Source organism: Micromonospora sp. NBC_01392, assembly GCF_045040125.1.
Taxonomy (GTDB): domain Bacteria; phylum Actinomycetota; class Actinomycetes; order Mycobacteriales; family Micromonosporaceae; genus Micromonospora.
In genome coordinates this window covers 5057337-5080214 of the sequence record NZ_CP109549.1, presented here as the reverse complement: position 1 = coordinate 5080214, position 22878 = coordinate 5057337, and the positions used below count along the sequence as shown (strand labels likewise).

Genomic DNA, 22878 nt, shown 5'->3' with positions numbered 1-22878 from the left:
CCGGCCGAACCGGTGTGAACGTCACCGCGGCCGACCAGGTAGGCTGGACGAGCAGGTCCGGGTGGCGGAATGGCAGACGCGCTAGCTTGAGGTGCTAGTGCCCGTATAGGGCGTGGGGGTTCAAGTCCCCCCTCGGACACGTACAGTTACCCCACAGTAATCAGCGTCAGGCATAGCCTCGACGCTGATTTTGTTTTCACCGGGGTTGTAGGTGAGAGCGAGCCGTAGCTCGCGGTAGACGGTGCTCTTGTCCTCGCTGCGGGCGTAGCGCAGGGTGGTCCGGAGGTCGTCGAAGCTGCCGATGAGGCGTCGGATGTCGTCCTCGGTGAGGCGACGGGGAGTCTGCGCTTGTGCTGTCGTTGCCGCATTGCGTTGGGTGAGGGCGGCGGCGCGTTGGGCGTTGACCTCGGCCATCCAGCCGGCGACGGTGGCCGGGTCGCCTCCGGCGTCTGCGATGGCGCGGTACTGGGTGAGCTTGGCGTCGCATCCGGCAATGATCTTGTTTGCGGCGGTGATCTCTGGTGCGATGCTGCCGGGGCCGGCGTCGGGTTGAGCGGCGTGCAGTTGGCGGATCGTTTCGGTCAGCCGATGCGGGGCGAACATTTTGAGCAGCCAGTTGTCGAGCGCGGGGACGATGTCTCGTTCCGCGACGTAGACGTTGCGGGGGTGCTGGACATGGTTGGCCAGGGCGTATTCGTTGGGGTAGCGGCACCGGTAGTAGGCGGTCTCATGTGCCTGGTGGCTTTGCATCTTGCGTCCGCACAGTCCGCAGAGCATGAGACCGCGAAGGATGTAGGGGCGGCGCGTCTTTCGTTGCCGGGTGCCGGTGCGGCCCCGACCGCTGGCCGCCATGATCGTCTGAACAAGCTCGAAGTCGTTGACGGTGACGAGCGGCGGATGCGCGATCGCGTCGGACCACACCCACGAGGTCTTGTCGTTCCAGCGCATCCGGGTTTCGTAGCCGAGGGCGACGTCGTTGACGTCGAGGAGTACCTCGTCCTTGCGCTGTTTGTTCCACACTTGCCGGCCGGTGTAGCGGGGGTTGGACAGGATGTTCTTGACGGCGCTCTTGGCCCAGCCTTCGCCGGTGCGGTGGGGGTTGCGGGCGGGGTCGGCGGCTGATGGTGACGGGATGCCGTCGTGGGTGAGGGCCTCGGCGATGGCGAAGTAGCCGTTGTTGGCGAGGTACATGGCGAAGATTCGGCGTACAACGGACGCGGTGGCCGGGTCGGGTTCGAGCTTGTGCAGGCGGCGGCCGTCGGCGGCCTTGCCCGGGTTCGGGTGCGGTCCGGCGTCGGCGAGGCGGTATCCGTAGGGTGGGCGCCCGCCTAGGAAGCGGCCTTCGATCTTGGCCTGGGAGGTCATCGCCGTGCGGACGCGGACCTTCACCCGGGTGCGTTCGCCCTTGGACATGCCGCCGAACACGCTCATGATCAGGTCATGCGCTTCGGACTCGGGATCGATCGCGCCACCCACCTCTGGCACCCACAGGCCGACGCCGTAGTGCGAGAAGACCGGCATGGTCAGGCTGTACTGGTTGCCGTAGAACGCGCGCTGGGGCTCGCCGATCACGACGGCGTCGAAGCCGCGGTTCGGGTCGGCAAGGGCGTCGAGCAGCCTGGCCGCTTGGGGCCGCCGCTTCCATGGCAGGGAGCGGGACAGACCGATGTCGAAGAACTCGGCGACGATGATGCCGCTAGCCGGTTCGATGAGGCCGGTAGCGCGTGTGCGCTGCCAGTTCCTCGACGCTACGGGGTCCTGCTGATCCTCGGTGGAGACGCGGCCGTAGAAGGCGAACCGCCGGTGTGCATGGCCGGCGAGCAAGGTAGCGGCAGTTTCTTCGATTCGGGGTACGTCGACGGTCACAGAACGTGCCTTCCGGGTGTTGAGGGGTGCGCATCCGCTGACCATCCGGGGTTGGGTAGCGCCGGACGCGCCATCGACCAGATCCACCCATACGGGGATGAAGAGATCAAGCTTCCGTGGACTCGACCGGCCCCTGGCGACTGCTGGCGGACGAGCGTTGCAGCAACGTAAGCAGCGCGCGGGCCACCGCGTCGGTCAGCTCCGGGTCGGTACGGAATTCGATGGTCGGCGCTGGTCTTGCCCCGGGTGGCGTAGCCGGCTTCCCGGGCGGGCGGTCGCTCATGAGGAAGCCCTCATGATCACCACGTCTTCGTGCTGGACGAGCCACTGCGGATCGCCGGTGGCGATCGCGTCTCGGATGTTCTTCTGCTGAAAGAACGAGGCGCGGGGGATGATCACACCGTTGCGGACGCCGCAGATGAGGGCGATGCACTCCTCGACCAGTTCGAGGCCGGCGTTGATGCCGGCGGCGGCGACCATGCCGGGGATGTCGATGAGTTCGCCGTGGCGGCGGTAGGGCCGGGCAGTGACGACGACGTGTCCGTCGGGCCGCAGCAGCGTGCGGCAGCCGGCGAGGATCGCGGTGAACCCGTCGGCGAGTTGGCCGTGGCTGCGGTAGGCGAGGTTGTCCCCGCCGCCGTACTTGTGGTGGACCTTGCGGACTCTGCCGCGTCTCGGGCCAGGGGTACGGACGTGGCCGTGGGTGGACGATCCGTAGGGCGGTGAGGTGATCACGAGGGAGACCTGGCCGTGCAGGCTTGCCGGCAGCAGGGTCGGCAGTGCGGTCGAGTCACCGTGGTAGATCTCGCCCCGGCCCGGCGCCCCGGCCTGCACCGTGCGGCGGATGTTGTCCGCCGCCATAGCGACCCATTCGGCTTCGTACTCGACGCCGACGCCGTGGCGGCCGAGGTGCATGGCCTCGACGACGGTGGTGCCGATACCAGCCATGGGGTCGAACACGACGTCGCCGGGGTTGGTGTAGGTGCGGATGGCGTACCGGGGGGATGGTGGGCAGCATCTTGCCGGGATGGGCCAACGACTCCGGGGTGTACCGGCCGCGCCGCAGGTCACGCGACGCGATCTGACCGGTAAGCCAGACCGAACCGAGATAGCCCTCGGCGAGCAGAGCCGCCAGCTCAGACGCGCCAGAGCACGACGGCTCGGAGTTGTGGGGTTCGGCATTGTGGAACGGCGGACGAGGCTTAGGCACGGGTGCCCTCCTCACCGGTGGCGGTGGTGCCGAACACGAGCAAGTCCCGGAACGCCGGGAGATGACGGCCGTCGAGCAGGCGCCGGTCCTCGTCGGCTTCGTCTGGTAGCTCCGGGGCAGTGCGCGGCTCGTGCTCGGGCAGCGGGACGAGGACCGCGGGGATGTGCTGGTGGTAGAAGAGCCCGACAGCGCGGGCGGCGGCGATGACCGTCGTGCGGTGGCTAAAATCGCCCGGCCGAGCCGGGCCGCTGGTGAGCCCGACGAGCAGGAACCCACCAGGACGCAGCAGTGGCCGCCAGGCGGTCATTGCCATGGCCGCACTGTCGTAAGTAAAGGGCTGTGCCTCTTCGGGCAGGCTCGCCAGGATCAGGTCGACACCTGCACCGGGCCGAAGCTCCGCTCGGCGTACCCCGTGTTGAGGGTCAGGCGGCAGGATCCGTAAGCGTGAGCCGTGGCGACCGGTGATCAGCTGGGCCGGCACTCGGCGCAGGTAGGCGGTCGCCGCGATGGCGACGGGGTGCGCGTCCAGATCGAGCACCACACCGCCCACGTGGGTGTAGCGGCAAATGAGGTAGGCGAGGTGGCTCGGGGATAGCCCGTGCCAGTGCGGCACTCCGGTTCGAGGCGCGCGGGGAAAGCGGCTGTGGGGAAGGAGCAGCCCGACCGGTACCGGCGGAGGCTGGTCACCGGGGGGAGTGGAGTGGGACTTCGGCATGGGCGCGTGGGCCACGTCCGCCGACGAGCGCTGACACTAGGGGATTACAAATCCAGGCCTCGGATTGGAAAGCGTGCCCTCTGCCCAGCCGGGTACCTTGCTCGACGCCGCCGGGTTGAACAAGATCTTCAACGGGTTGAACGCGCAGGTCCGAGCCGTCGAGAAACCAGCTGTCGTCGTACAGGCGCCAGTGCGTAGCGGCCGAACGGCTGGGCGGGCTTAGCCGGTGGGCCTTTGGCGCTACAGTCAGCGGACCGGTTTCGGGCCTGCGGTCAGGTTGCAGCGTCTGTCGCTGGTCAATGCGATAGCCCGGCGGCTCGTCTTGCTGCGGTGATTACCCTGGACAGCCACGTTTTCGGGGTTAGCGTTTCCTGGACGCTGAGTAGGTAGGCGGCTGGGGCGGCCCAAGCCGCCTTCGCCTTTGCTCGCGTGGCCCGGCGCAGGCTTAGTGCACCGAGCGCAACGCCGCTGGCGAGGGCCAGCTGGGGCTGGGCGAGCATGCCGGTGGCCGCCAGCCCGGCGGGCAGTTCGAACTTATTGTTCATCGCGAGGGTGGCCGTCTCGATCCCGACGTCCGTGAGACCCCGGCGGAGTTCGTCCACGGGTGCCTTGGCGTAGCGGGACACCGCGTCAGACAGGTACGCGGCGAGGATGGTTGGCGACTCGACATCCCGCAATTGATCGGCCAAATCAGATCCGACTGTGTCGATGTATTCGCGCCACCGATCGAACTGTCCGCCGAAGCGACGTCGAACCTCGATGATCTTTTCTATCGGGACGTGGTCGAGGTCGCTCGGCGTGACTGCGGTAACGCACAGCATGCCGAACGTCTCGGAGATGCCCGGCCGGTCGGTGCCCGCTGGGTTGGCGTCATCGGCTGGTGTGAAGGTGAGTGGACCGGAGACGATGGCGTGGGCGGCCAGTTGGTCAGTGGTAGTGGCGAGGTTGTTTCGCCGGGCTAGTTCCTCGATCAGTCGACACTTGTAGATCCAGGCTAGTTCCGGGTGCATGGCGTACCAGTCACCGCGAGCCGGTACTGCTAGGCCCGCATGTATCAGGTCCTCGGCTAGGTTGGGCAGCACCTCGCTGGAGTGCACGCCGGCCAGTGCTCCAGACTGGATCCGTTCGACAAGTCGCTGCGGATGCGCCCACTGCGCCGGTCCATAGTGTTCCAGGTCGGGGATGCAGCCAGGCTCGGTGCCGTGCAACGAGAGCGGTTGAGGTGCGGAGAACTCGCTCGGATCCGGGGCGGCAAGCTGCGAGGGTATCCGCCAGGCCTCATGTCGCTTGGCGGGAAGGGTGTCGACGAACCGGGAGAACGGTCCGACCACCGCCTGCGCCGCCGGAGTCGGCGAGTGATCCACTACGAATCCAAGCTCATCCTGCAGCGCTTGGACCAGGGCGGAGTTGCGGGTCGGGTAATCCGGATGAACGACCCGCACCATACGCGGCCAGTACAACGCCGCCACCTTTAACCAACGGACGTCGCGGAAGTGAATGTACGGATAGTAGACGGCCATCTGGGGCAGACGCGCTGCGGATCCCGACACGACACCTCCAAGAAGGGAACTACCGGAACAAGATCTACTACGTCTCCCGGGAGGGAGACAAGCAACTTGCTTACTGTGCACTCATCAGGTTTGCGACAGAGTGGCGAGCCCCTGGACGACTCGCTCTCATGCCGCGGACGGCGTGCCGGGCACCGGTCACAGCAGCACCTGCATCTGCGCAGTGGTCGGGCCGTTGGTGGCTCGCGGCCGGTGCGATGCTGATGTCCCTCGTCGCTAGATGGGTCGCCGTCGCCCTGTGGCGGCATCGGGCCAGAGCGCAGTCACCGAACGCGTAGCTTCGATCTTATGCTGATACCACGGCCGCTTATGACCGTCGGGGGTCAGCGTGGGACATGGCCGCTTGCAGACTGGACCAACAAGCGGAATCCCATCGGCACCCGCTGGTGACGACGCAGGCCGAGTACTTCGTAGTCGACCGAGAGGTCATCGAAGAAGAGCCCTGATCCCGGGGCCATCTCCACGTCCGGGATCGTGATCGTGACGAAGACCGGCAACTCCGTGCCTGCGGCGATCCTGATCGAGCGGAACGGTGCCGCCGCAGCCGGGTCGAAGACGACGGCGGTGGCCTCGTCGGCAGGGTTTACCGCCAGGCGCGCAATCTTGAACACATGCCGATTACCCGGACCGCCCTCGCCCGCGACGCCGGTGATCGTCACCGGCCACGGCCCGGGATTGCGGATGGACGCGCCGAACGTGACCTGGCCCCCGGGATTGAAGGCGAACCGCACCTCCGTCGTCGGCCCCTCCGTGCGGGACTCCGCATCAGCTCCATGCCACCAGGAGCTGCCATGATCGAGGCGATGGCCGGTGGTGGCTGACAGATACGCGGCGCACAACGCGACGGCCAGCGCCGCGGCGACGAGGAGCCGTCGACGACGTGTCACAGGGGCCCCCGCCTGGGACCGAGCACCGACGTTGACGTCATGACAGCGCACGCTACAACGCGCATACGGGCAGCGCTGCCCGCCCCCGCGGGGTTCTGCTGGTGCCTCGGTCGTCGTATCCGTTGTGTGCCCGCTGGCACCGGAGCCAAGGAGCAACGGCGGTCGCCTCCTGCACGCGACCGCCGGCAGGGCGACAGGCCAAGGCAGTCACTGCCGTCCGACTTCCGGCCTGTCAACGCCGGCTGAAGTTTTCAGCCGGAGCCGACACAGGGATCGACGCGGCGACCTTCATCCACGGGCAGCTCCATCGTGAGCGGCAGCCGATCACCTCGCGGAACCAACCGGCGGTCAGGGCCTGACGTTGCTTCGGGTCTCCAACCACGGTTCGCCGTCGTTGCTGCACCCGGCGGGCCCGACGTAGTCGGCACCGGCGGGCGTGCGGTGCCAGCTCGGCAGCCACTTGCCGTCATAACCGTCGTAGAGGGTGTTGTACTCGAAGACGTTGCCGTGGCTTCCACATTCGGCCGGCTGATTGTACGTGGTTGCGCAGGACTGGCTACATGACCATTCCGAGAAGAACCCGACCGGGTCGACGCTGGTGCGGGTGAAGAGGTTCTCCCGGACGAGGTTGCCATTGGAATCGTTGCGCACCCGCATCGGGCCGCCGCTGATCCACCGGAATGCATTGTTGCTGATCAGGTTGTTCGAGGCGCCGTGGGACAGATATATGCCGTGAATAAGTCCCTCGTCAGGTGCCGGATTCTCCAGATTTTCGAAGTGGTTGTTCTGCCGTCCGCCGTTGCCCCTGCCGGTGCTGCTGTCGCCACGCGTCATCGCCGCCGCACCCGCCGACATCCGGTCGACGGTCAGCCCCGCCTCCTGACCCGTGTCGCGCGCAACGCGGCGGCCCCCGCGGGTCGGACGTCCTGAGGCGCTGGCGCACGTCGGGCGTCCTCGGTGGCAGGCGATGGCGCCGTTGTCGCGGAGCTGGGAGTGGAAGCGTCGTTCCCCGCCCGGCTGTAGCGAGCGCCAGCGGCGGGCCCCCTCGAACTGGCACGGCAGGGCGGCGCTCGGCGCCGGCGGGGGAGAATCCCAACTGGTAGGCCAGGGTCAGCAGGTTGGCGTGGTGCCACACCCGGGCGATCACCCCGTCGTGGGCAGGCACTCGGCGAGCAGGTCGACGACGTCACGCCAAGCCCGCTGCGCGTGCCGTGGGTGGTAGCCGACGCCGGGAAGCACGGTGTGGTCGACCGGTGGGTGGTGGAAGGCGTGCAAGGCGCCGCCGTAGACCACGAGGCGCCAGTCGACGCCTGCGGCCTGCATCTCGGCGGTGAATGCGTCCCGTTGCGCGGGCGGCATGATCGGGTCTTCCGACCCGACCCCGGCCCAGACCGGGCAGCGGATGCGCGCCGTCTCGCCCGGTCGACCGGTGGTCAGCGCGTTGACGGTCCCGATCGCGCGCAGGTTGACGCCGTCGCGCCCGAGTTCCAGCGCGATCGCGCCCCCGGTGCCGTAGCCGACGGCGGCGATCTGGTCGGGGTCGGTCCGCGGTTCGGCGCGGAGCACGTCGAGCGCCGCGTGGCCGATGCCCCGCATCCGGTCGGGGTCGGCGAGCAGTGGCATGCAACGGGCCAGCATCTCCTCGGGGTCGCCCAGATAGCGTCCGCCGTGGAGGTCGAAGGCCAGCGCCACGTATCCCAGTTCGGCGAGCGTGTCGGCTCGGCCGCGCTCGACGTCGCTGAGCCCCACCCCCTCGGGGCCGATCAGGACCGCGGGCCGGCGGTCGGCGCCGGCCGGGAGCGCGAGGTGCCCGATCATCGTCAGGCCGTCGGCCGCGTATCTGACCTCGCGCGTGGTCGCCGTCGTCATGAGCCTGGACTGTAGTGCGCGCCGAGCCCGGTGGGGCCGGCGTTCTGCCGCTGGGAGAAGGCCGGTCCCCGGCGTGCTCCGGAACCATCCGTCAGCGGCTCGGCTGAGCGCGCCGCCGGGGGCGGACCTTCGGGTACGGAAGACGAGCGCGCCCGTCACTCCTTACCCGACCCGTCTCGATCACCCGGTCGACTGCGGATCGGCAGCCTCGAACACGCGGCGCGGCCCGACCGCCTCAGCCCGTGGAACCGGGCCGCTCCCCGGACTGTGGTCCGCGGCCTCAGGTTGTGTCGCCTGGATCGTGCGAGGTGGGGTGGAGGTTGAGGTTGAGTAGTTCCAGGCCGGTGACGGGCTGGAAGCCGGCATCGGTGTAGAGCGTCAAAGCCGGAACGTTGTCGGTCTCGGTTTGCAGTGACACGCGTCGCGCGCCCGCAGTGCGCGCGTGGTGGATGATGTGCTGCAGGAGGGCGTTCGCGATACCGCTACGGCGATGGTGCGGGGCCACGTAGAGGTCGCGGATCGACCATGCGCTGCCCAGCGCCAGCGAGGCGGGCATGATCGTGGCCGTGACGAAGCCGCACACGTCATCGGCTCGGAGGGCAGCAGCAGCGAAGATCCGTTGCTGCGCGAGCTGGTCGTGCAGCCAGGAGCGGGTCGTCTCGGGAGATGACGGTTGGCCGTAGTGCACCCGGTAGTCGTCGAAGAGGGCAGTTACCTGATCGAGCGCCGGGTGGGCGGAGGTTATTGGCACGATCGTCGTCGTCACCCGACAAGTGTGGCCGACGGGCGTCTTCCTCATCGGCCACCGCGACACGTCCGGCCAGTTCGGCGGCCTCGGTCGCCACCAGGATGCTTCGGGCGGCGCCCGGTGGATGAGCGTCGCGGCTACGACGTGGACCACGAGTGGCGGGGCGCGTCCGGTACCGGACGCGCCCCGCCACCGTCAGCCCCACAGTCAGGCCAGGTTGGCCCATCGGCTGTACATCCGCAGGTCGCGGGTGGTGCGGCGGATCAGCTCGGGGTGCACGGTGTCGCCCCAGCGGGCTGCCGCGGCGGCCGCCTTCGCCAGCTGCTTCGCCGCGGCGTCGGCCGCCGGGGCGGGCATCCCGTCGGCCAGCAGCCGTTCGGCCACCGCGAGCCGGGCCCGGACGTCGGCGGTGGTCCTCGTCGGCGCACAGGCCGTGGCCCGCTTCACCGTCGCGCGCAGGGCGGCGACGCCGGCGCGGGCGGCGTGCCGGTAGTCGGCGTGCGGGACCACCGAGCGGGTCCGGAACGTACCTTCGCGCAGCGCCTCCTGCTGGCGGGCGTTGAGCTGGTTGTAGGCGAACAGCGCCGCACCGTCGGAGTCGGCGTCGTTCACCGCCTGCACCTGGTCCAGCATCAGGTCCGGTGACGTGCCCCGCAGCGGCCCGTAGGTCGCGGTGTAGAGCGGCACGTCACCGACCCGCTCGCGCATGACGGCGGTGTCGTGGCCGACGGACTCGGCCGAGGTGCCGAACGACATGCCGGTGAGGAAGTCCAGGGTGCCGGCGTCGACCCAGGCGCCCCAGTTCTGGAACTTCTTGGCCAGGCCGTCGGTCGGGTCGGCGAAGACGGCGGCGGAGAGCTGCCGGTCGGCGGCGACCCGCCGCTGCATGGTGCGGACCTGGTCGACGAAGGTGGTGATCTGCTTCTCCCGCCAGGCGTTCCAGGTGGGCCACTGTGGCGAGTCGGGCGTCAGGGTGTACGGGTCGACGCCGTGCTCCGCGGCGAACGTCCCGCGGCTGTACGCGGAGTAGGAGAAGTCCGCCCCGTAGGGCAGGGAGACCGGGTAGCGGATGTAGTCCAGGTGCAACCCGTCGACGGCGTAGCCGCGCAGGATCTCCTCGAAGGTGGCCAGCACGTGGGCGCGCACGGCGGGCATCGCCGCGTCCATCCAGTAGTAGCCCGGCTCCATCCGGGAGGGCTGGGGCCCGGCCTTGCCGACGTCCTCGCGTTCCACCGCGGCCCACTCGGGGTGGGCCGTCAGCACCGGGCCGCCACCGCTCTCCACGCCCACGAAGAAGGTGTGGGTCCAGGCGTGCAACTCGATGCCCCGGGCGTGCGCCTCGTCGACCCAGACCTTCAGCGGGTCGAAGCCCCGCATCTCGGGTCGCTGCGCCGGCATGCCGGCCCGCTCGGCCACCGCGCTCGGGTAGATCGTGTATCCGCCCCAGACCGTCTCCAGGAACACCATGTTGAAGCCGGCGGCGGAGATCCGGTCCAGCGAGGCGCGGATCTGCTCCGGGCTGGTCTCGATGGGGCGTACCCACAGGCCACGGCCCTCGACGGGCCGGGACTCCCGGGTGCGGTAGCCGGCCACGTCGGCGCGGCGGGTGGCGTCGCGGGCCAGTTCCGCGGCCCGTTCCGGCTCGCCGTCGGCCGCGGAGCGGGCCCGGGCCAGCAGGTCGGTGGCCTCGGTGAGGGCGGCGTCCACGGCGGCCGGGTCGATGTCGAGGCAGCTTGCCACCGCGGCGGTCTTTCCGGCGCGGGCGGCGGTCACCGCCCGCTCGGCGCCGAGCAGGAAGCTCTGCGCGTCGACGTCGACCGTGACGGTGGCGCTGTCGACGGTGACCTTCGCGCCGAGCGGGGCGTTGCCCTCCAGCCAGGAGCCGCGCGAGCCGTGCCCGGAGAGCACGAACCCGCCGGCCGGGATGGCGCTGTCGCCGCCCTGCCGGGAGACGACCCGCCCGTCGCGGACGGCGACCTCGAAGCCGTAGTCGTTGGTGCCGGTGCGGTCCCGGCCGGCGGCGGGCGTGTAGGCGACGAGCTGCTCGGCGCCCCGGCAGCCGGGGAAGCACTCGCCCTTGGCCGGGTCCACCCCGGCGGGGTTCGTGGCGGCGGTCGGGTCGGTGGCGTCGAGCGTGGCGGCGGCGCGCCGGATCAGCAGGTTGCGCAGCTGCACCCGGTCGCCGGCGCGCAGGTGGTCACGCAGCCACCGGCGGTCGTCGACGCCGCCGGTCTCGGGTGGGGACGCGGAGAGCACCACCCCGTCGGCCGGGATGGCGTTGTTGCCGGGCTTCGGGCAGGAGTCGAGGACGGTGCAGACGCTCAGCACCTCGTACGCCCCGCCGCCGGCGGCGCGCAGCACCGCTTCGCCGCCGAACGCGTTGGTCTTGGTCTCGGCGCCGGAGTCCGGGGTGTAGAGGGCGAGGATGCCGGCGGCCCGCGAGGACGGGTCGATGGCGTCGATGGTGGCGGTGGCGGCGTCGGCGGCGGCGACGGTGGGCAGGCCGGGGTCGGCGGCGGGCGCGCGCTGGGCGGCGGCGGGAGCCGCCAGCAGGCCGAGCAGGACCACGCCGGCGGCCGCGGAGACGGCGGTCCGTCGCAGGGATGTGGGGGATGGCATACGGCCCATCGTTGGCGCACTGGTACGGACAAGTCAAGGGCTCTCGTCGAGGTCGATTCCGGACGTGCGGCACAAAAGTCGAGCTGAGGCTTGACCTGGCGGCGATCATCGGCCAAGCTCTGGCGAACTGGTCCGTACCACTTCACCCCCCTTGCATGGAGGACCCTCATGAGGCGTACCCGCGCCTTCGCAGCGGCCGCGTTGGCCGCCGCCCTCTTCCTCAGCGGCTGCGGCCTGTCCAGCGGCGACGACTCCGGCTCAGCCGGCTCCAGCGACAAGATCAGCGGCGAGGTGAAGGGCGAGATCACCTTCGCCACCCTCGCGCTCAAGCCCACCTTCGACGACTACATCAACGGCCTGATCTCCGACTTCCAGACCCAGCACCCGGGGACCACCGTCAAGTGGGTCGACCTGCCGTTCCAGGGCGCGCAGGAGAAGATCACCAACGACGCGCAGGCCGGCACGCTGCCCGACGTGGTCAACCTGAACCCCAACTTCGCCCAGAAGCTGGAGAAGCAGGGCGTCTTCGTGGACATGGAGACCAACGCCGGCGACGTGAAGAGCACCTTCGTGCCCGGCGCGTGGGATGCCTTCAAGGTCCCCGGCCAGGCCGGCTCGTACGGCCTGCCGTGGTACCTCACCAGCGAGGTCACCATGTACAACAAGGACCTCTTCGCCCAGGCCGGGATGCCCGACGCCGCCCCGCCGAAGACCGTCGACGAGTTGCTCACCCAGGCCGAGAAGCTCTCCGCCGCCGGCAAGGGCCGCTTCTACGGCTGGCACCCGGCACTGGAGAACAGCTTCGTGCCCAACCTGGCGAAGCTCGGCGTGCCGCTGCTCAACGACGACGCCACCAAGTGGACGTTCAACACCCCGGAGGCCGTGCAGTACGTGACCCGGGTCCGCGACCTCTACACCAGCAAGGCCATCGCACCGGACTGGCTGACCCAGGACCACGCCAAGGAGACCGAGGCGTACTCCGCCGGGCGGGTCGCGCTGTTCCCCTCCGGGCCCAACTTCCTCAAGGTGGTCGGCCAGAACGCCCCCGCCGTCGCCAAGGCCACCGCCGTCGCCCCCCAGATCGCCAGCGCCGACGGCACCACGAACATGTCGGTGATGGGCCTGCTGGTGCCGAAGAAGAGCAAGAACCCGGCGACCGCCCTGGAGTTCGCGAAGTTCGTCAGCAACGCGCAGAACCAGCTCGCCTTCGCCAAGATCGTGACGATCCTGCCGTCCACCGCGGACTCGCTCAAGGACCCGTACTTCACCCAGGTGGACCCCGCCGACCCGACCTCGCCGGCCCGCAAGATCTCCGCCGAGCAGATCGCCAAGGCCGAGAACCTGACCCCGGTGCAGTGGGACGACCGCACCAAGGCGGCGGTGATCGGGAAGGTCCAGCTCGCCGTCAAGGGCGACCTCGACCCGAAGGCCGCCCTGGACCAGGCCGTGGACGAGGCCAACAAGCTGCTCGCCCGCTGACCGCCGCCCGGCGCCGCCCGGCCCCCGCCGGGCGGCGCCACCACCCCTCCCACGACAGGAGCTCACCGACGTGATCGGCCGTCGCTGGTACGTGCCCTGGCTCTTCCTCACCCCGGCGCTGCTCGTCACCGCGCTGATGACCTGGGGACCGCTCGCCAACACGGGCGTGCTGGCGTTCACCGACGCGCAGGCGCTCGGCGGCGGGCAGTTCACCGGGCTGGACAACTTCACCCGCCTCGCCGACGACACCGAGTTCTTCCGGGCGCTTGGCAACACCGCCCTCTACCTGGTCGTCGTCGTACCGTGCCTGGTGCTTCTCCCGCTGCTGCTGGCCCAGTTGGTGCACGCGAAGCTGCCCGGCATCGGCGCGTTCCGGGCGGTGTTCTACACCCCGGTCATCGCCTCGATGGTCGTGGTCGGCTTGATCTGGAGCTGGCTGCTCTCCTCCGACGGCCTGGTCAACGCCGTACTGGTCAAGCTGCGGGTGATCGCCGAGCCGTTGCCGTTCCTCACCGACTCCACCCTGCTGCTGTTCTCCTGCATGCTGGTGACCGTCTGGAAGGGCCTCGGCTACTACATGGTCATCTACCTGGCGGCCCTGTCCAACGTGCCGAACGAACTCTACGAGGCCGCCCGCGTCGACGGCGCCGGCGCGGTCCGGCGGTTCCGGTCGGTCACCGTGCCCACCGTCCGCCCCACCATGCTGCTGGTCGGGACGCTGGCCGCGATCTCCGCGACGAAGGTGTTCGCCGAGATCTACGTGCTGTCCTCCGGCACCGCCGGACCGGGCGGCCAGGCCAAGTCGATCGTCTACTACATCCGCGAGGTCGGCCTCGGCGTCGACGGCGAGATCGGGTACGCCTCGGCGATGAGCCTGACGCTCTTCGTCGGCACCCTCGGCCTCTCCGTCCTGGCGCTCGTGCTGCGCCGCCGAGGCGAGAGGAACGAGGCATGAGCGAGCGCACCGAGCGGAGCGAGGGCCGCGAGCGCGTGCCCGGCCGGTACGGCATGAGCGAGCGCACCGAGCGGAGCGAGGCCGAGCCGGCGGTCCGCGCGGCCCGGCGACGTGCCGGCGTCGGTCGCATCGCCGGACCGGCCCTGCGCTACCTGCTGCTGCTGGCCATGACCGCGCTGCTGGTCGGCCCGTTCCTGTGGCAGCTCTCCACCGCGCTCAAGGGCACCGGCGAGCCGATCTACGGACCGGACACCACCCTGTTGCCGGCCGAACCGACGCTCGGCAACTTCGGCAAGGTCGCCGACGTCATCCCGGTGTGGCGCTACATCGGGAACTCGGCGATCGTCGCGGTCGCCAGCGTGCTCACCAACTGCCTGCTCGGCGCGATGGCCGGTTACGCGCTGGCGCGGATGCGCTTCCGGGGCCGGGGCGCCGTCTTCGCCGCCGTGCTCGCCTCGCTCGTCGTGCCGTTCGAGGTGATCATGGTGAACGTCTTCCTGACCGTCCGCAGCCTCGGCCTGGTCGACACCCTGCTCGGCGTGCTGCTGCCCGGCGCGGTCTCCGGACTGTCCATCCTGGTCATGCGGACCGCCTTCCTCGCGCTGCCGAAGGAGACCGAGGAGGCCGCGGCCATCGACGGCGCGGGGGAGTGGGCCCGGTTCTGGCGCGTCGCGCTGCCCAGCGTGCGCGGCTCGCTGGCGGTGGTCGGCGTGTTCAGCTTCCTGTTCGCCTGGGACGACTTCCTCTGGCCGCTGATCGTGCTGAAGAACCCGGACAACTTCACGCTCACCGTCGGGCTGCAGTACCTCTCCGGCACGTTCACCAACGACCAACGGGTGGTCGCCGCTGGCACGATGATCGCAGTCATTCCGCTGCTCGCCGTCTTCTTCGCCCTGCAGCGGATGTTCTTCCGCGGCATCGGAGAGGGAGGGGTGAAGGGGTGACCGCCGTCAGCGGCAACAAGACCGCCTTCAAGCACGAGGCGCTCTACACCGCGCTGCGCGCCGAGATCGGCGCGGCGCTGCGACCGCACGACCCGCTGCCCAGCGAACGGGAACTCGTCACCCGGTTCGGGGTCAGCCGGGCCACCGTCCGGCAGGCCGTCGGTCGGCTGGAGGAGGAGGGCCTGGTCTACCGCGCCCAGGGCGCGGGCACGTTCGTGGCCGACCCGGCCACCATCTCCAAGTCGCTGGCCCTCACCTCGTTCAGCGAGGACATGCGCAGCCGCCGGCTCAGCCCCGACTCGCGACTGCTCGACCTCACCGTCGTCCCGGCCGGTGTGGCGGTGGCTCGTGAGCTGTCGCTGTCTCCCGGCGCGCAGGTCGCCCACGTCCGCCGGCTCCGGCTCGCCGACGGGCTGCCGATGTGCGTCGAGGAGGTGTGGCTGCCCACCGAACGGGTCGGTGACCTCGACGCCGGCCTGGTCAGCGGGTCCCTCTACGAGGTGCTGGCCGAGCGTGGCGTCCGGCCCGACCACGCCGACCAGGTGATCTCCGCGACCGTGGTCGACGCCGACCAGGCCGCGCTGCTCGGTGTGGCGCCCTACTCACCGGCGTTGCGGGTGGACCGGACGACCTTCGCCGACACCGGCGTCGCCGTCGAGCGCGCCGAGAGCATCTACCGCGCCGACCGCTACGACTTCCGCATCACCGTGACCCGAAGGACGCCGTGACCGCCCCGCTCCTGGCCGCCCTCGACATCGGCGGCACCAAGACCGCCGCCGCGCTGGTGCGCGGCGGCGCCGTCCTGGCCCGTACCCAGGCCCCCACGCCGGCGCGCGACGGCGCCGCCGTCGTCCTCGACCACGCCGCCGCCCTGGTCCGCGCGCTCGGCGCCGACCCGGTGGCGGTCGGCGTCGGCGCGCCCGGTCTGGTCGACCCGGCGACCGGCCTGCTCACCGCCGCTACCACCTCGATCAGCGACTGGTCCCGGGTGGACGTGCCCGGCGCGCTGCGGCACCGCCTCGGCCTGCCCGGCGCGGTCCTCAACGACGTGCAGGCCTTCACCCTCGGCGAGGCTGTGCACGGCGCCGGCCGCGGCCTGCCCACCGTGATCGGGGTGGCCGTCGGCACCGGGATCGGCGGTGGCGTGCACGCCGCCGGCACCCTGCTCACCGGCCGCCGCGGCGCCGCCGGGCACCTCGGCCACGTGCCGGTGCCGCAGGCCGTCGGACGCCCCTGCCCGTGTGGCGCCGCCGGGCACGTGGAGGCGGTGGCCGCCGGCCCCGCTGTCGCCGCCCGCTACGCCGAGCGCACCGGCGACCCGGTCGACCTGCCCGAGGTGGTGCGGCGGGCCCGCGCCGGCGACCACGACGCGCGCACCGTCCTGTCCGACGCGGGCGCGGCGCTCGGCACCGCCCTCGCCGGCCTGGCCAACACGCTCGACCCGGACCGGATCGTCGTCGGCGGCGGCGCCGCCGTGCCCGAGCTGCTCGCCGCCGCCGGCCCGGCCTTCGCCGCCGCCTGCATGCCGGTGCTCGGCGCGGTGCCGCTGGTCCCGGCCGCGCTCGGGGCGGACGCCGCGCTCGTCGGCGCCGCCGAGGCCGCCCGGCGCGCGCTCGACCTGCCGACCCCTGCCGCGGCGGCGACCCGATGATCGACATCGCGCTGGTGCCGCTCGACGACCGGCCGGTCTGCCGCACCCTGCCGGGCCAGGTCGCCGCCGTCGCCGGCGCCCGGGTGCACACCCCGCCGGCCGAGCTGCTGCCCGCGCAGCGGCGACCCGGCGACCCCGACCGGCTGGCCGGCTGGCTCGCCGGCCGCCGCGCCGACGCCGCCGTGGTCGCGCTGGAGACGCTCGGCCTCGGCGGCCTGATCGCCTCCCGGTTGCGCGACGACCCGGTCGCGGCCGTGCTCGGCCGATGGGCCGCGCTGGCCGAAGGCCCCACCCCGGTGTACGCCGCCACCGTCGTGCAACGCACGCCCGACGCCGACGACGCGGGCGAGGAACCCGACTACTGGGCCCGTCACGGCCGGGCGCTGCACGCGTACTCGGCCGCGCTGCACCACGACATCGGCGCGTCGCGGCTGCCCACCACCGACGTGCCGGCGCCGATCCGCCGGGACTTCCTGCGCCGCCGCCAGCGCAACCACGTGCTCAACCAGGCCGCGCTCGGGCTCGCCGCCGACGGCGTGCTGGACACGCTCGTCGTCGGCGCCGACGACACCGCCGTCGCCGCGGTCGGCACCGCCGAGTGGCAGTGGCTGCGCACCTGGACCACCTGGCTGGAGATCACCGACCGGGTGCTCGCCCACCCCGGCGCCGACGAGATCGGCGCCGTGCTGGTGGCCCGCGCCCTCACCGCCGCCACCGGCCACGTGCCCCGGATCGCGGTCGCCTGCGCCGATCCCGACGGGCTGGACCGGGTGGCCCGCTACGAGCCCGTCCCGGTCGGGGTCGGGATCGCCAGCCAGGCCGCCGCCGCCGGGGCGACGATCGTGGACGACGCGGCCGACGCGGTGCTCGTGGTCCACCCGCCGCAACCCGGCCGGGCCGACTGGGCGACCGCCCCGCCGCCGGACACCGACCCTGCCCCGGCGGCGCGGACGGCCGAGCTGGTGCGCCGGCTGCTCGCCGAGGGACGGCCGGTGGCCCTCGCCGACTGCGCGCTCGGCAACGGAGCCGATCCCCGGCTCGTGGCCGACCTGGCCACCGACGGCACGTACGCCCGGCTGGCCGGCTTCGCCGGCTGGAACACCGCCGGCAACACCATCGGCAGCGCGCTCGCCACGCTCGTGGCGTACCAGGTCGGGCGGGCCACCGGCACCCTCGACGAGCGCGCCGCCCGGCGGCTGCTCGCCCACCGGCTGGTCGACGACCACATCTGGATGTCGTACGCCCGGCCGCGGCTGCGCCACGAACGCGGCACCGACCCGACCCGGCACGACCACGTCCCCGACGCGGAGACCGCAGCCGTCACCGGCCGCGTCGAGCACCTGCTCCGCGAACGGTGGCGACAGCTCGATGCGATCCCGGACCTCGCGGTCCGACCTGGCTCGGTGACGCTGCCCTGGCACCGGACCTACGAGATCGACTTCACCCTGGAGGACCACAGGTGAACAGCCCCGTACCGGACCTGGCCGCGGACGTGGCCGTCATCGGCGGCGGCCTCGGCGGAGTGGCCGCCGCGCTCGCCGCCGCCCGGGCCGGCGCCACGGTGATCCTCGTCGAGGAACTGTCCCGGGTCGGCGGCCAGGTCACCACGCAGGCGCTGCCGGCGCTCGACGAACATCCGCACGTCGAGAGCTTCGGCGCCTCGACCGGCTACCGGGCGTTCCGCGACGCCGTCCGCGCCCACTACGGCGGCACCGCCAACCCCGGCGGCGGCTGGGTGAGCCGGCTCTGCTTCGAACCGGCCGTCGCCCAGCGGGTGCTCGACACCGCCCTGGCCGAGGCGAAGGTGACGGTGCTGACCGGCCACCCGGTGGTCGCCGCCAGGACCGGGGACGGCCGCGTACACGACGTCACCCTCAGCGACGGGACGGTGCTGGCCGCCGCCGTGTTCTGCGACGCCACCGAGCGCGGGGACCTGGCCCCGCTCGCCGGGTTCGCCACCGTCACCGGCTCCGAGGGCCGCGCGGCGCACGGTGAGCCGGACGCGGTTCCCGGCGGGCCCGACCCCGCCGCCCAGCAGTCGTTCACCTGGTGCGCCCTGGTGGAACACCATCCCGGCGCGGACTTCACCGGCCCCGCACCCGCCCGCTACGCCGAGCTGCGGCACCGGCTCTCCTTCGACATCGCCGGATGGGACGGTGGCACGCACCGGTACCGGATGTTCACCGAGGGCCCGGACGGCCGGCCGCCGTTCTGGACCTACCGGCGGCTGCGCGCCACCGGGCCGGAGTTGGCGGTGCTCAACTGGGCGTCCAACGACTGCGCCGGACACGACCCGATCGGCGACCCGGCCGGGGCGGAACGCGCCGGCCGCGAGCTGACCGCCGCGTTCGTGCACTGGCTACGCACCGAGGCGCCCCGGGAGGACGGTGGCCGGGGCTTCCCCGGGCTGCGGCTCGCCCCGGAGGCCGCGGGCACGCCCGACGGTTTCGCCGAGGCGCCGTACCTGCGCGAGTCGCGCCGGATCGTGGTCGACCGGCCGGTCACCGGCCACGACCTCGCACCCGTCGCCGGGCGTGCCCGCGCCCGCCACCTGCCCGGCTCGCTCGGCGTCACCTGGTATCACGTCGACCTGCACGAGCGCACCGGGCACCCGGAGCCCGTCTACCGGGAGACGGCGCCGTTCGCCATCCCCGCCACGGCGCTGGTCCCACGCGGTGCGGTGAACCTGCTGGCCGCCGCGAAGAACCTCGGCGCCACCCAGGTCGCCGCCGCCGCGTACCGGGTGCACCACGGCGAGTGGGCCGTGGGCGAGGCGGCCGGCGCGCTCGCCGCCCGCGCCGCCCTGGACCGCCGGCCGGTGCACGCCGTCCGCGACGACCCGGCGTTCCTGCTCGCGGTGCAGCGCGACCTGGTCGCCGCCGGCGTGCCGCTGGCCTGGGTCGCCGACGTGCCGCCGGAGGATCCACGGTTCGCCGCCGTGCACCTGGCCGCCGCCCACGGGGCGCTGGAGGGGGAACGAGCCGCCGACCTGGTCGTCGACCCCGACCGTCGCGCCGGGCCGGCGGACCTGGTTGCGCTGCGCCGGGCCGCCCGGGCGCTGGGCGCCGCACCGTCCGACCCGGACCCCGATCGCGCCTTCGGCGCCGTAGTGGAGGACATCACCCGATGACCGTGCTCGACACGATCCGTGGCCGGCTGGTCGTCTCCTGCCAGGCCGACCCCGGAGAACCGCTCGACGACCCGGCGCACATGGTGGCGCTGGCCCGCTCCGCGCTGCGCGGCGGGGCCGCCGCGATCCGCGCCCAGGGCCTGCGCGACCTGCGGGCACTGCGCGCCGCGCTGCCCGACACCCCGCTGATCGGGCTGGTCAAGGCCGGCAGCAGCGGCGTCTACATCACCCCCACCCTGGCGCACGCCGACGCGGTCGCCGCCACCGGCGTGCAGATCGTCGCGCTCGACGGCACCCGCCGGCCCCGCCCGGACGGGCTGACGCTCGCCGAGACGGTGACCGGGTTGCGGCACCGTCACCCGCGGGTGCTGGTGATGGCCGACGTGGCCGACGCCGCCGACGGGCACGCCGCGGTCGCCGCCGGCGTCGACCTGGTCGGCACCACGCTCTCCGGCTACACCGGCGGCGCGGTGCCGCACGACCCGGACCTGGCGCTGATCGCCACGCTCGCGGACTCGCTGCCGGTACCGGTCGTCGCCGAGGGCCGGATCAACACGCCCGACGAGGCGGCCGCCGCGCTGCGCCACGGCGCGCACGCGGTGGTCGTCGGCACCGCCATCACCCGACCCGCCGTGGTCACCGCCCGATTCGCCGCCGCGCTCGTCACCAGCCCGGAGATGTCATGACCGTGCACGTCGTCAGCCACACCCACTGGGACCGCGAGTGGTACCGGCCGATGGAGTCGTTCCGCGCCCGTCTCGCCGAGCTGGTCGCCCGCGTCTGCGACCAGCTCGACTCGGGCGAGCTGGGCCGGTTCCACCTGGACGGGCAGACCGTCACCGCCCTGGACGCACTCGCCGTACGCCCCGACCTCGCCGACCGGATCCGCGCGCACGCCGCCGCCGGCCGGCTGCACGTGGGACCGTGGCACGTCCTCGCCGACAACCAGCTCGTCTCCGGCGAGAGCCTGATCCGCAACCTGCTCACCGCCCGCCGGGTCGCCGCCGACCTCGGCCTGACCCTCGCCGGCGTCGGCTACTGCCCGGACGCCTTCGGCCACCCCGCCGACCTGCCCCGCGTGCTGCGCGGCTTCGGTCTGGACACCGCGCTGGTCTGGCGGGGCGCGCCCCCGCATCTGGCCCGGTTCCGCTGGCGTGCCCCGGACGGCTCCGAGGTGCTCGCGGTCAACCAGGGCTACTACGAGCCGGAGGTGCTCTGGGAGGCGGCCGCCGCGGCGGACCGGCTCACCACGTTCCGGGACAAGCAGGCCGGCCGGGACGCCGACGGGCCGTACCTGCTGCTCAACGGCGGCGACCACCTCGCACCGCGCCCGCTGCCGGCGGGGTTGGCCGACGGCGCGGCGGTGGAGAGCACCCTGGCCGACTACTTCGACGCGATCCGGGACACGGTGCCGGCCGGTGAGGTGGTCACCGGTGAGTTGCGCTACCCGGGGGACTGGCTGACCTTCGTGCTCGCCGGCACCCTCTCCGCCCGGCTCCATCTCAAGCAGGCCAACGCCGCCACCGAGACCCTGCTGGAGGCCTGGGCCGAGCCGCTGACCGTCCGCGCCGGCCGCGCCGACGCGGTCGGGCTGCTCCGGCACGCCTGGGACCAGCTGCTGCAGAACGCGCCGCACGACTCCATCTGCGGCTGCTCGGTGGACGAGGTGCACCGCGAGAACGAGGTGCGCTTCGCCCGCGCCCGGCAGGCCGGCGAGCACCTGGTCGAGCGAGCCCTGCTCGACCTCGGGCTGGACACCCGGCTCGCCGGCGACCCGGTCACCGACGCGGCCGCGTTGGTCGTGGTCAACCCGCACGCCACACCGGTCACCGCACCGGTCGAGGTGGACGTGTACACCGCGCCCGGACACACCCTCACCGGCCTGGTCGACGCCGGCGGCGCGCCGGTGCCGTACGACCTGCGGGAGACCGAGCCGACGCCGCTGTTCTGCGCCGACCTGGACATCCTCCCGGACACCCGGGACACGCTGCGGCACCGCATCGCGTTCGTCGCCGACCCGCCGGCCGGCGGCTGGACCGGCTACACCGCCACCGTCGCCGCCGGGGAACCGGACGCCGTGCCGACCGGCCGCCCGGGCCGCGCCGTGACCCGCGGCGACTGGACGCTCACGGTCGCCGACGACGCGTCCTTCACGCTGACCGACGCGGCCACCGGCCGGACCCTGCCCGGCCTGGGCCGCCTGGTCGACTGCGGCGACGCCGGGGACACCTACACCTACGACCCGCCCCGGGCCGACGAGACGGTCACGCCGGTGCTGCGCGAGGCGTGGGTCCACGACACCGCCGTGGCCTCCCGCATCGTGGTCCGCGCCGACCTCGACGTGCCGGCCGGCCTCACCGCCGACCGGAGCGCCCGGTCCACCGAGCGGGTGGTGCTGCCGCTGACCGTCACCGCCACGCTCTGGGCCGGGGTGCCGGAGCTGGACTGGCGGCTGGAGTTCGACAACGCCGCCGCCGACCACCGCCTCCAGGCCCACTTCCCGACCGACGCCCCGGCGAGCGACTGGACCGCGGACACCCACTTCAGCCTGCTCACCCGCCCGCTCAAGGCGCCGCTCGGGCCGCTGCCCGAGGAACGCGGCCACGAGGCCGACGCCGGCGTCGCGCCGGTCCGTTCCCTGGCCACCCTGCCCGGCCTCGCCGTCCTCGCGCCGGGCCTGCCCGAAATCCAGGGCATCGCCGGCGAGCGCCCGTCGCTCGCCGTCACGGTGCTGCGCGCGGTCGGCTGGCTGTCCCGACCCGACCTGCGCGCCCGCACCGCCGGCGCCGGTCCGCAGCTGCCCACCCCGGAGGCGCAGTGCCGGCGCCGGATCACCGCCGCCGTCGGCGTACGCCTCGACGACGCCGAGGCCGTGGTCGCCGCCGCGGCGGCCCGTCGCCGGGCACCGCTGCGGACCTGGCAACTGCGCCCCGGTACGGCGGCGCCGGCGCCGACGGCCGGGCTGCGGGTGAACGGGGCGCAGGTGTCGGCGTACAAGCTCGCCGAGGACGGCGACGGCGCGGTGCTCCGGCTGGTGAATCCGACCGCCGTCGAGGTGGTGGCCACGGTGTCCGGGCTCGACGGCCGACTGGTCGAGTGCGACCTCGCCGAGCAGCCGGTGGGCGGGGAGACGGCGGCCGACCGGATCGCGCTCGGCGCGTTCGCGACCCGCAGCTTCCGCGTCGCCGGGTGAGCGCGGCCGACGGATCCGTTCCCTGGGCACACCTCCACGATCAC

Annotated in this window: 17 protein-coding genes, 1 tRNA gene and 1 pseudogene; 10 read left to right on the top strand and 9 right to left on the bottom strand. The window is 72.4% G+C overall.

Translation table 11 applies throughout. The features are described from left to right. Positions 1 to 55: 55 nt before the first annotated feature. Positions 56 to 139: transfer RNA gene (locus tag OG767_RS21700), tRNA-Leu, on the top strand. Here OG767_RS21700 and OG767_RS21695 read toward each other — a convergent pair. The 9 genes and pseudogenes from OG767_RS21695 to OG767_RS21655 form a co-directional block, all read right to left on the bottom strand. Further along, positions 121 to 1866, bottom strand: a complete 1746-nt coding sequence (locus OG767_RS21695; protein ID WP_405090257.1) for a recombinase family protein — start codon at positions 1864 to 1866, stop codon at positions 121 to 123. The two genes, OG767_RS21700 and OG767_RS21695, sit on opposite strands and share 19 nt — an antisense overlap. Positions 1867 to 2145: 279 nt before the next feature. Then, positions 2146 to 3076: pseudogene (locus tag OG767_RS21690) on the bottom strand (TRM11 family SAM-dependent methyltransferase). Next, positions 3069 to 3791, bottom strand: a complete 723-nt coding sequence (locus OG767_RS21685; protein ID WP_405090256.1) for a hypothetical protein — start codon at positions 3789 to 3791, stop codon at positions 3069 to 3071. The pseudogene OG767_RS21690 and the gene OG767_RS21685 overlap by 8 nt, the downstream one beginning before the upstream one ends. A gap of 296 nt (positions 3792 to 4087) precedes the next feature. Next, a complete protein-coding gene (locus OG767_RS21680) occupies positions 4088 to 5311 on the bottom strand; it encodes a DUF6236 family protein (RefSeq protein ID WP_405090255.1) in 1224 nt (407 codons plus the stop codon). A gap of 371 nt (positions 5312 to 5682) precedes the next feature. Then, positions 5683 to 6246: a hypothetical protein gene (locus OG767_RS21675; protein WP_405090254.1), complete on the bottom strand. Its 564-nt coding sequence runs from the start codon at positions 6244 to 6246 to the stop codon at positions 5683 to 5685. Between the two features lie 348 nt (positions 6247 to 6594). After that, positions 6595 to 7101, bottom strand: a complete 507-nt coding sequence (locus OG767_RS21670; RefSeq protein ID WP_405090253.1) for a hypothetical protein — start codon at positions 7099 to 7101, stop codon at positions 6595 to 6597. A 288-nt stretch (positions 7102 to 7389) separates the two neighbouring features. Continuing rightward, positions 7390 to 8115 (bottom strand): dienelactone hydrolase family protein, encoded by a 726-nt coding sequence (locus OG767_RS21665; protein WP_405090252.1) that lies wholly within the window; start codon positions 8113 to 8115, stop codon positions 7390 to 7392. 280 nt (positions 8116 to 8395) lie between these two features. Beyond that, entirely contained in the window at positions 8396 to 8881 is a 486-nt protein-coding gene (locus OG767_RS21660) for a GNAT family N-acetyltransferase (protein WP_405090251.1), read from the bottom strand. 189 nt (positions 8882 to 9070) lie between these two features. Next, positions 9071 to 11482, bottom strand: a complete 2412-nt coding sequence (locus OG767_RS21655) for a glycoside hydrolase family 10 protein (RefSeq protein ID WP_405090250.1) — start codon at positions 11480 to 11482, stop codon at positions 9071 to 9073. 168 nt (positions 11483 to 11650) lie between these two features. Between OG767_RS21655 and OG767_RS21650 the strand changes: the two genes are divergently transcribed. The 9 genes from OG767_RS21650 (at position 11651) to OG767_RS21610 (ending at position 22834) form a co-directional block, all read left to right on the top strand. Beyond that, on the top strand, positions 11651 to 12961 hold the full coding sequence (locus tag OG767_RS21650; RefSeq protein ID WP_405090249.1) for an ABC transporter substrate-binding protein: 1311 nt from the start codon (positions 11651 to 11653) through the stop codon (positions 12959 to 12961). Between the two features lie 70 nt (positions 12962 to 13031). Beyond that, complete coding sequence (locus OG767_RS21645; protein WP_405090248.1) at positions 13032 to 13916, top strand: carbohydrate ABC transporter permease; 885 nt, start codon at positions 13032 to 13034, stop codon at positions 13914 to 13916. A 53-nt stretch (positions 13917 to 13969) separates the two neighbouring features. After that, positions 13970 to 14860, top strand: a complete 891-nt coding sequence (locus OG767_RS21640; RefSeq protein ID WP_405094272.1) for a carbohydrate ABC transporter permease — start codon at positions 13970 to 13972, stop codon at positions 14858 to 14860. Then, positions 14857 to 15588, top strand: a complete 732-nt coding sequence (locus OG767_RS21635; RefSeq protein ID WP_405090246.1) for a GntR family transcriptional regulator — start codon at positions 14857 to 14859, stop codon at positions 15586 to 15588. The genes OG767_RS21640 and OG767_RS21635 overlap by 4 nt, the downstream gene beginning before the upstream one ends. Then, positions 15585 to 16511 carry an ROK family protein gene (locus tag OG767_RS21630; RefSeq protein WP_405090245.1) on the top strand — a complete coding sequence of 309 codons (927 nt, stop codon included), beginning with the start codon at positions 15585 to 15587 and terminating at the stop codon, positions 16509 to 16511. The genes OG767_RS21635 and OG767_RS21630 overlap by 4 nt, the downstream gene beginning before the upstream one ends. After that, complete coding sequence (locus tag OG767_RS21625) at positions 16508 to 17974, top strand: DUF4127 family protein (RefSeq protein WP_405090244.1); 1467 nt, start codon at positions 16508 to 16510, stop codon at positions 17972 to 17974. Before OG767_RS21630 ends, OG767_RS21625 begins: the two co-directional genes overlap by 4 nt. Beyond that, positions 17971 to 19641, top strand: a complete 1671-nt coding sequence (locus OG767_RS21620; RefSeq protein WP_405090243.1) for an FAD-dependent oxidoreductase — start codon at positions 17971 to 17973, stop codon at positions 19639 to 19641. The genes OG767_RS21625 and OG767_RS21620 overlap by 4 nt, the downstream gene beginning before the upstream one ends. Beyond that, positions 19638 to 20327, top strand: coding sequence for an N-acetylmannosamine-6-phosphate 2-epimerase (locus OG767_RS21615; protein WP_405090242.1), 690 nt, complete (start codon positions 19638 to 19640; stop codon positions 20325 to 20327). Before OG767_RS21620 ends, OG767_RS21615 begins: the two co-directional genes overlap by 4 nt. Beyond that, positions 20324 to 22834: a hypothetical protein gene (locus OG767_RS21610; RefSeq protein WP_405090241.1), complete on the top strand. Its 2511-nt coding sequence runs from the start codon at positions 20324 to 20326 to the stop codon at positions 22832 to 22834. The genes OG767_RS21615 and OG767_RS21610 overlap by 4 nt, the downstream gene beginning before the upstream one ends. The last annotated feature ends 44 nt before the right edge of the window (positions 22835 to 22878 follow it).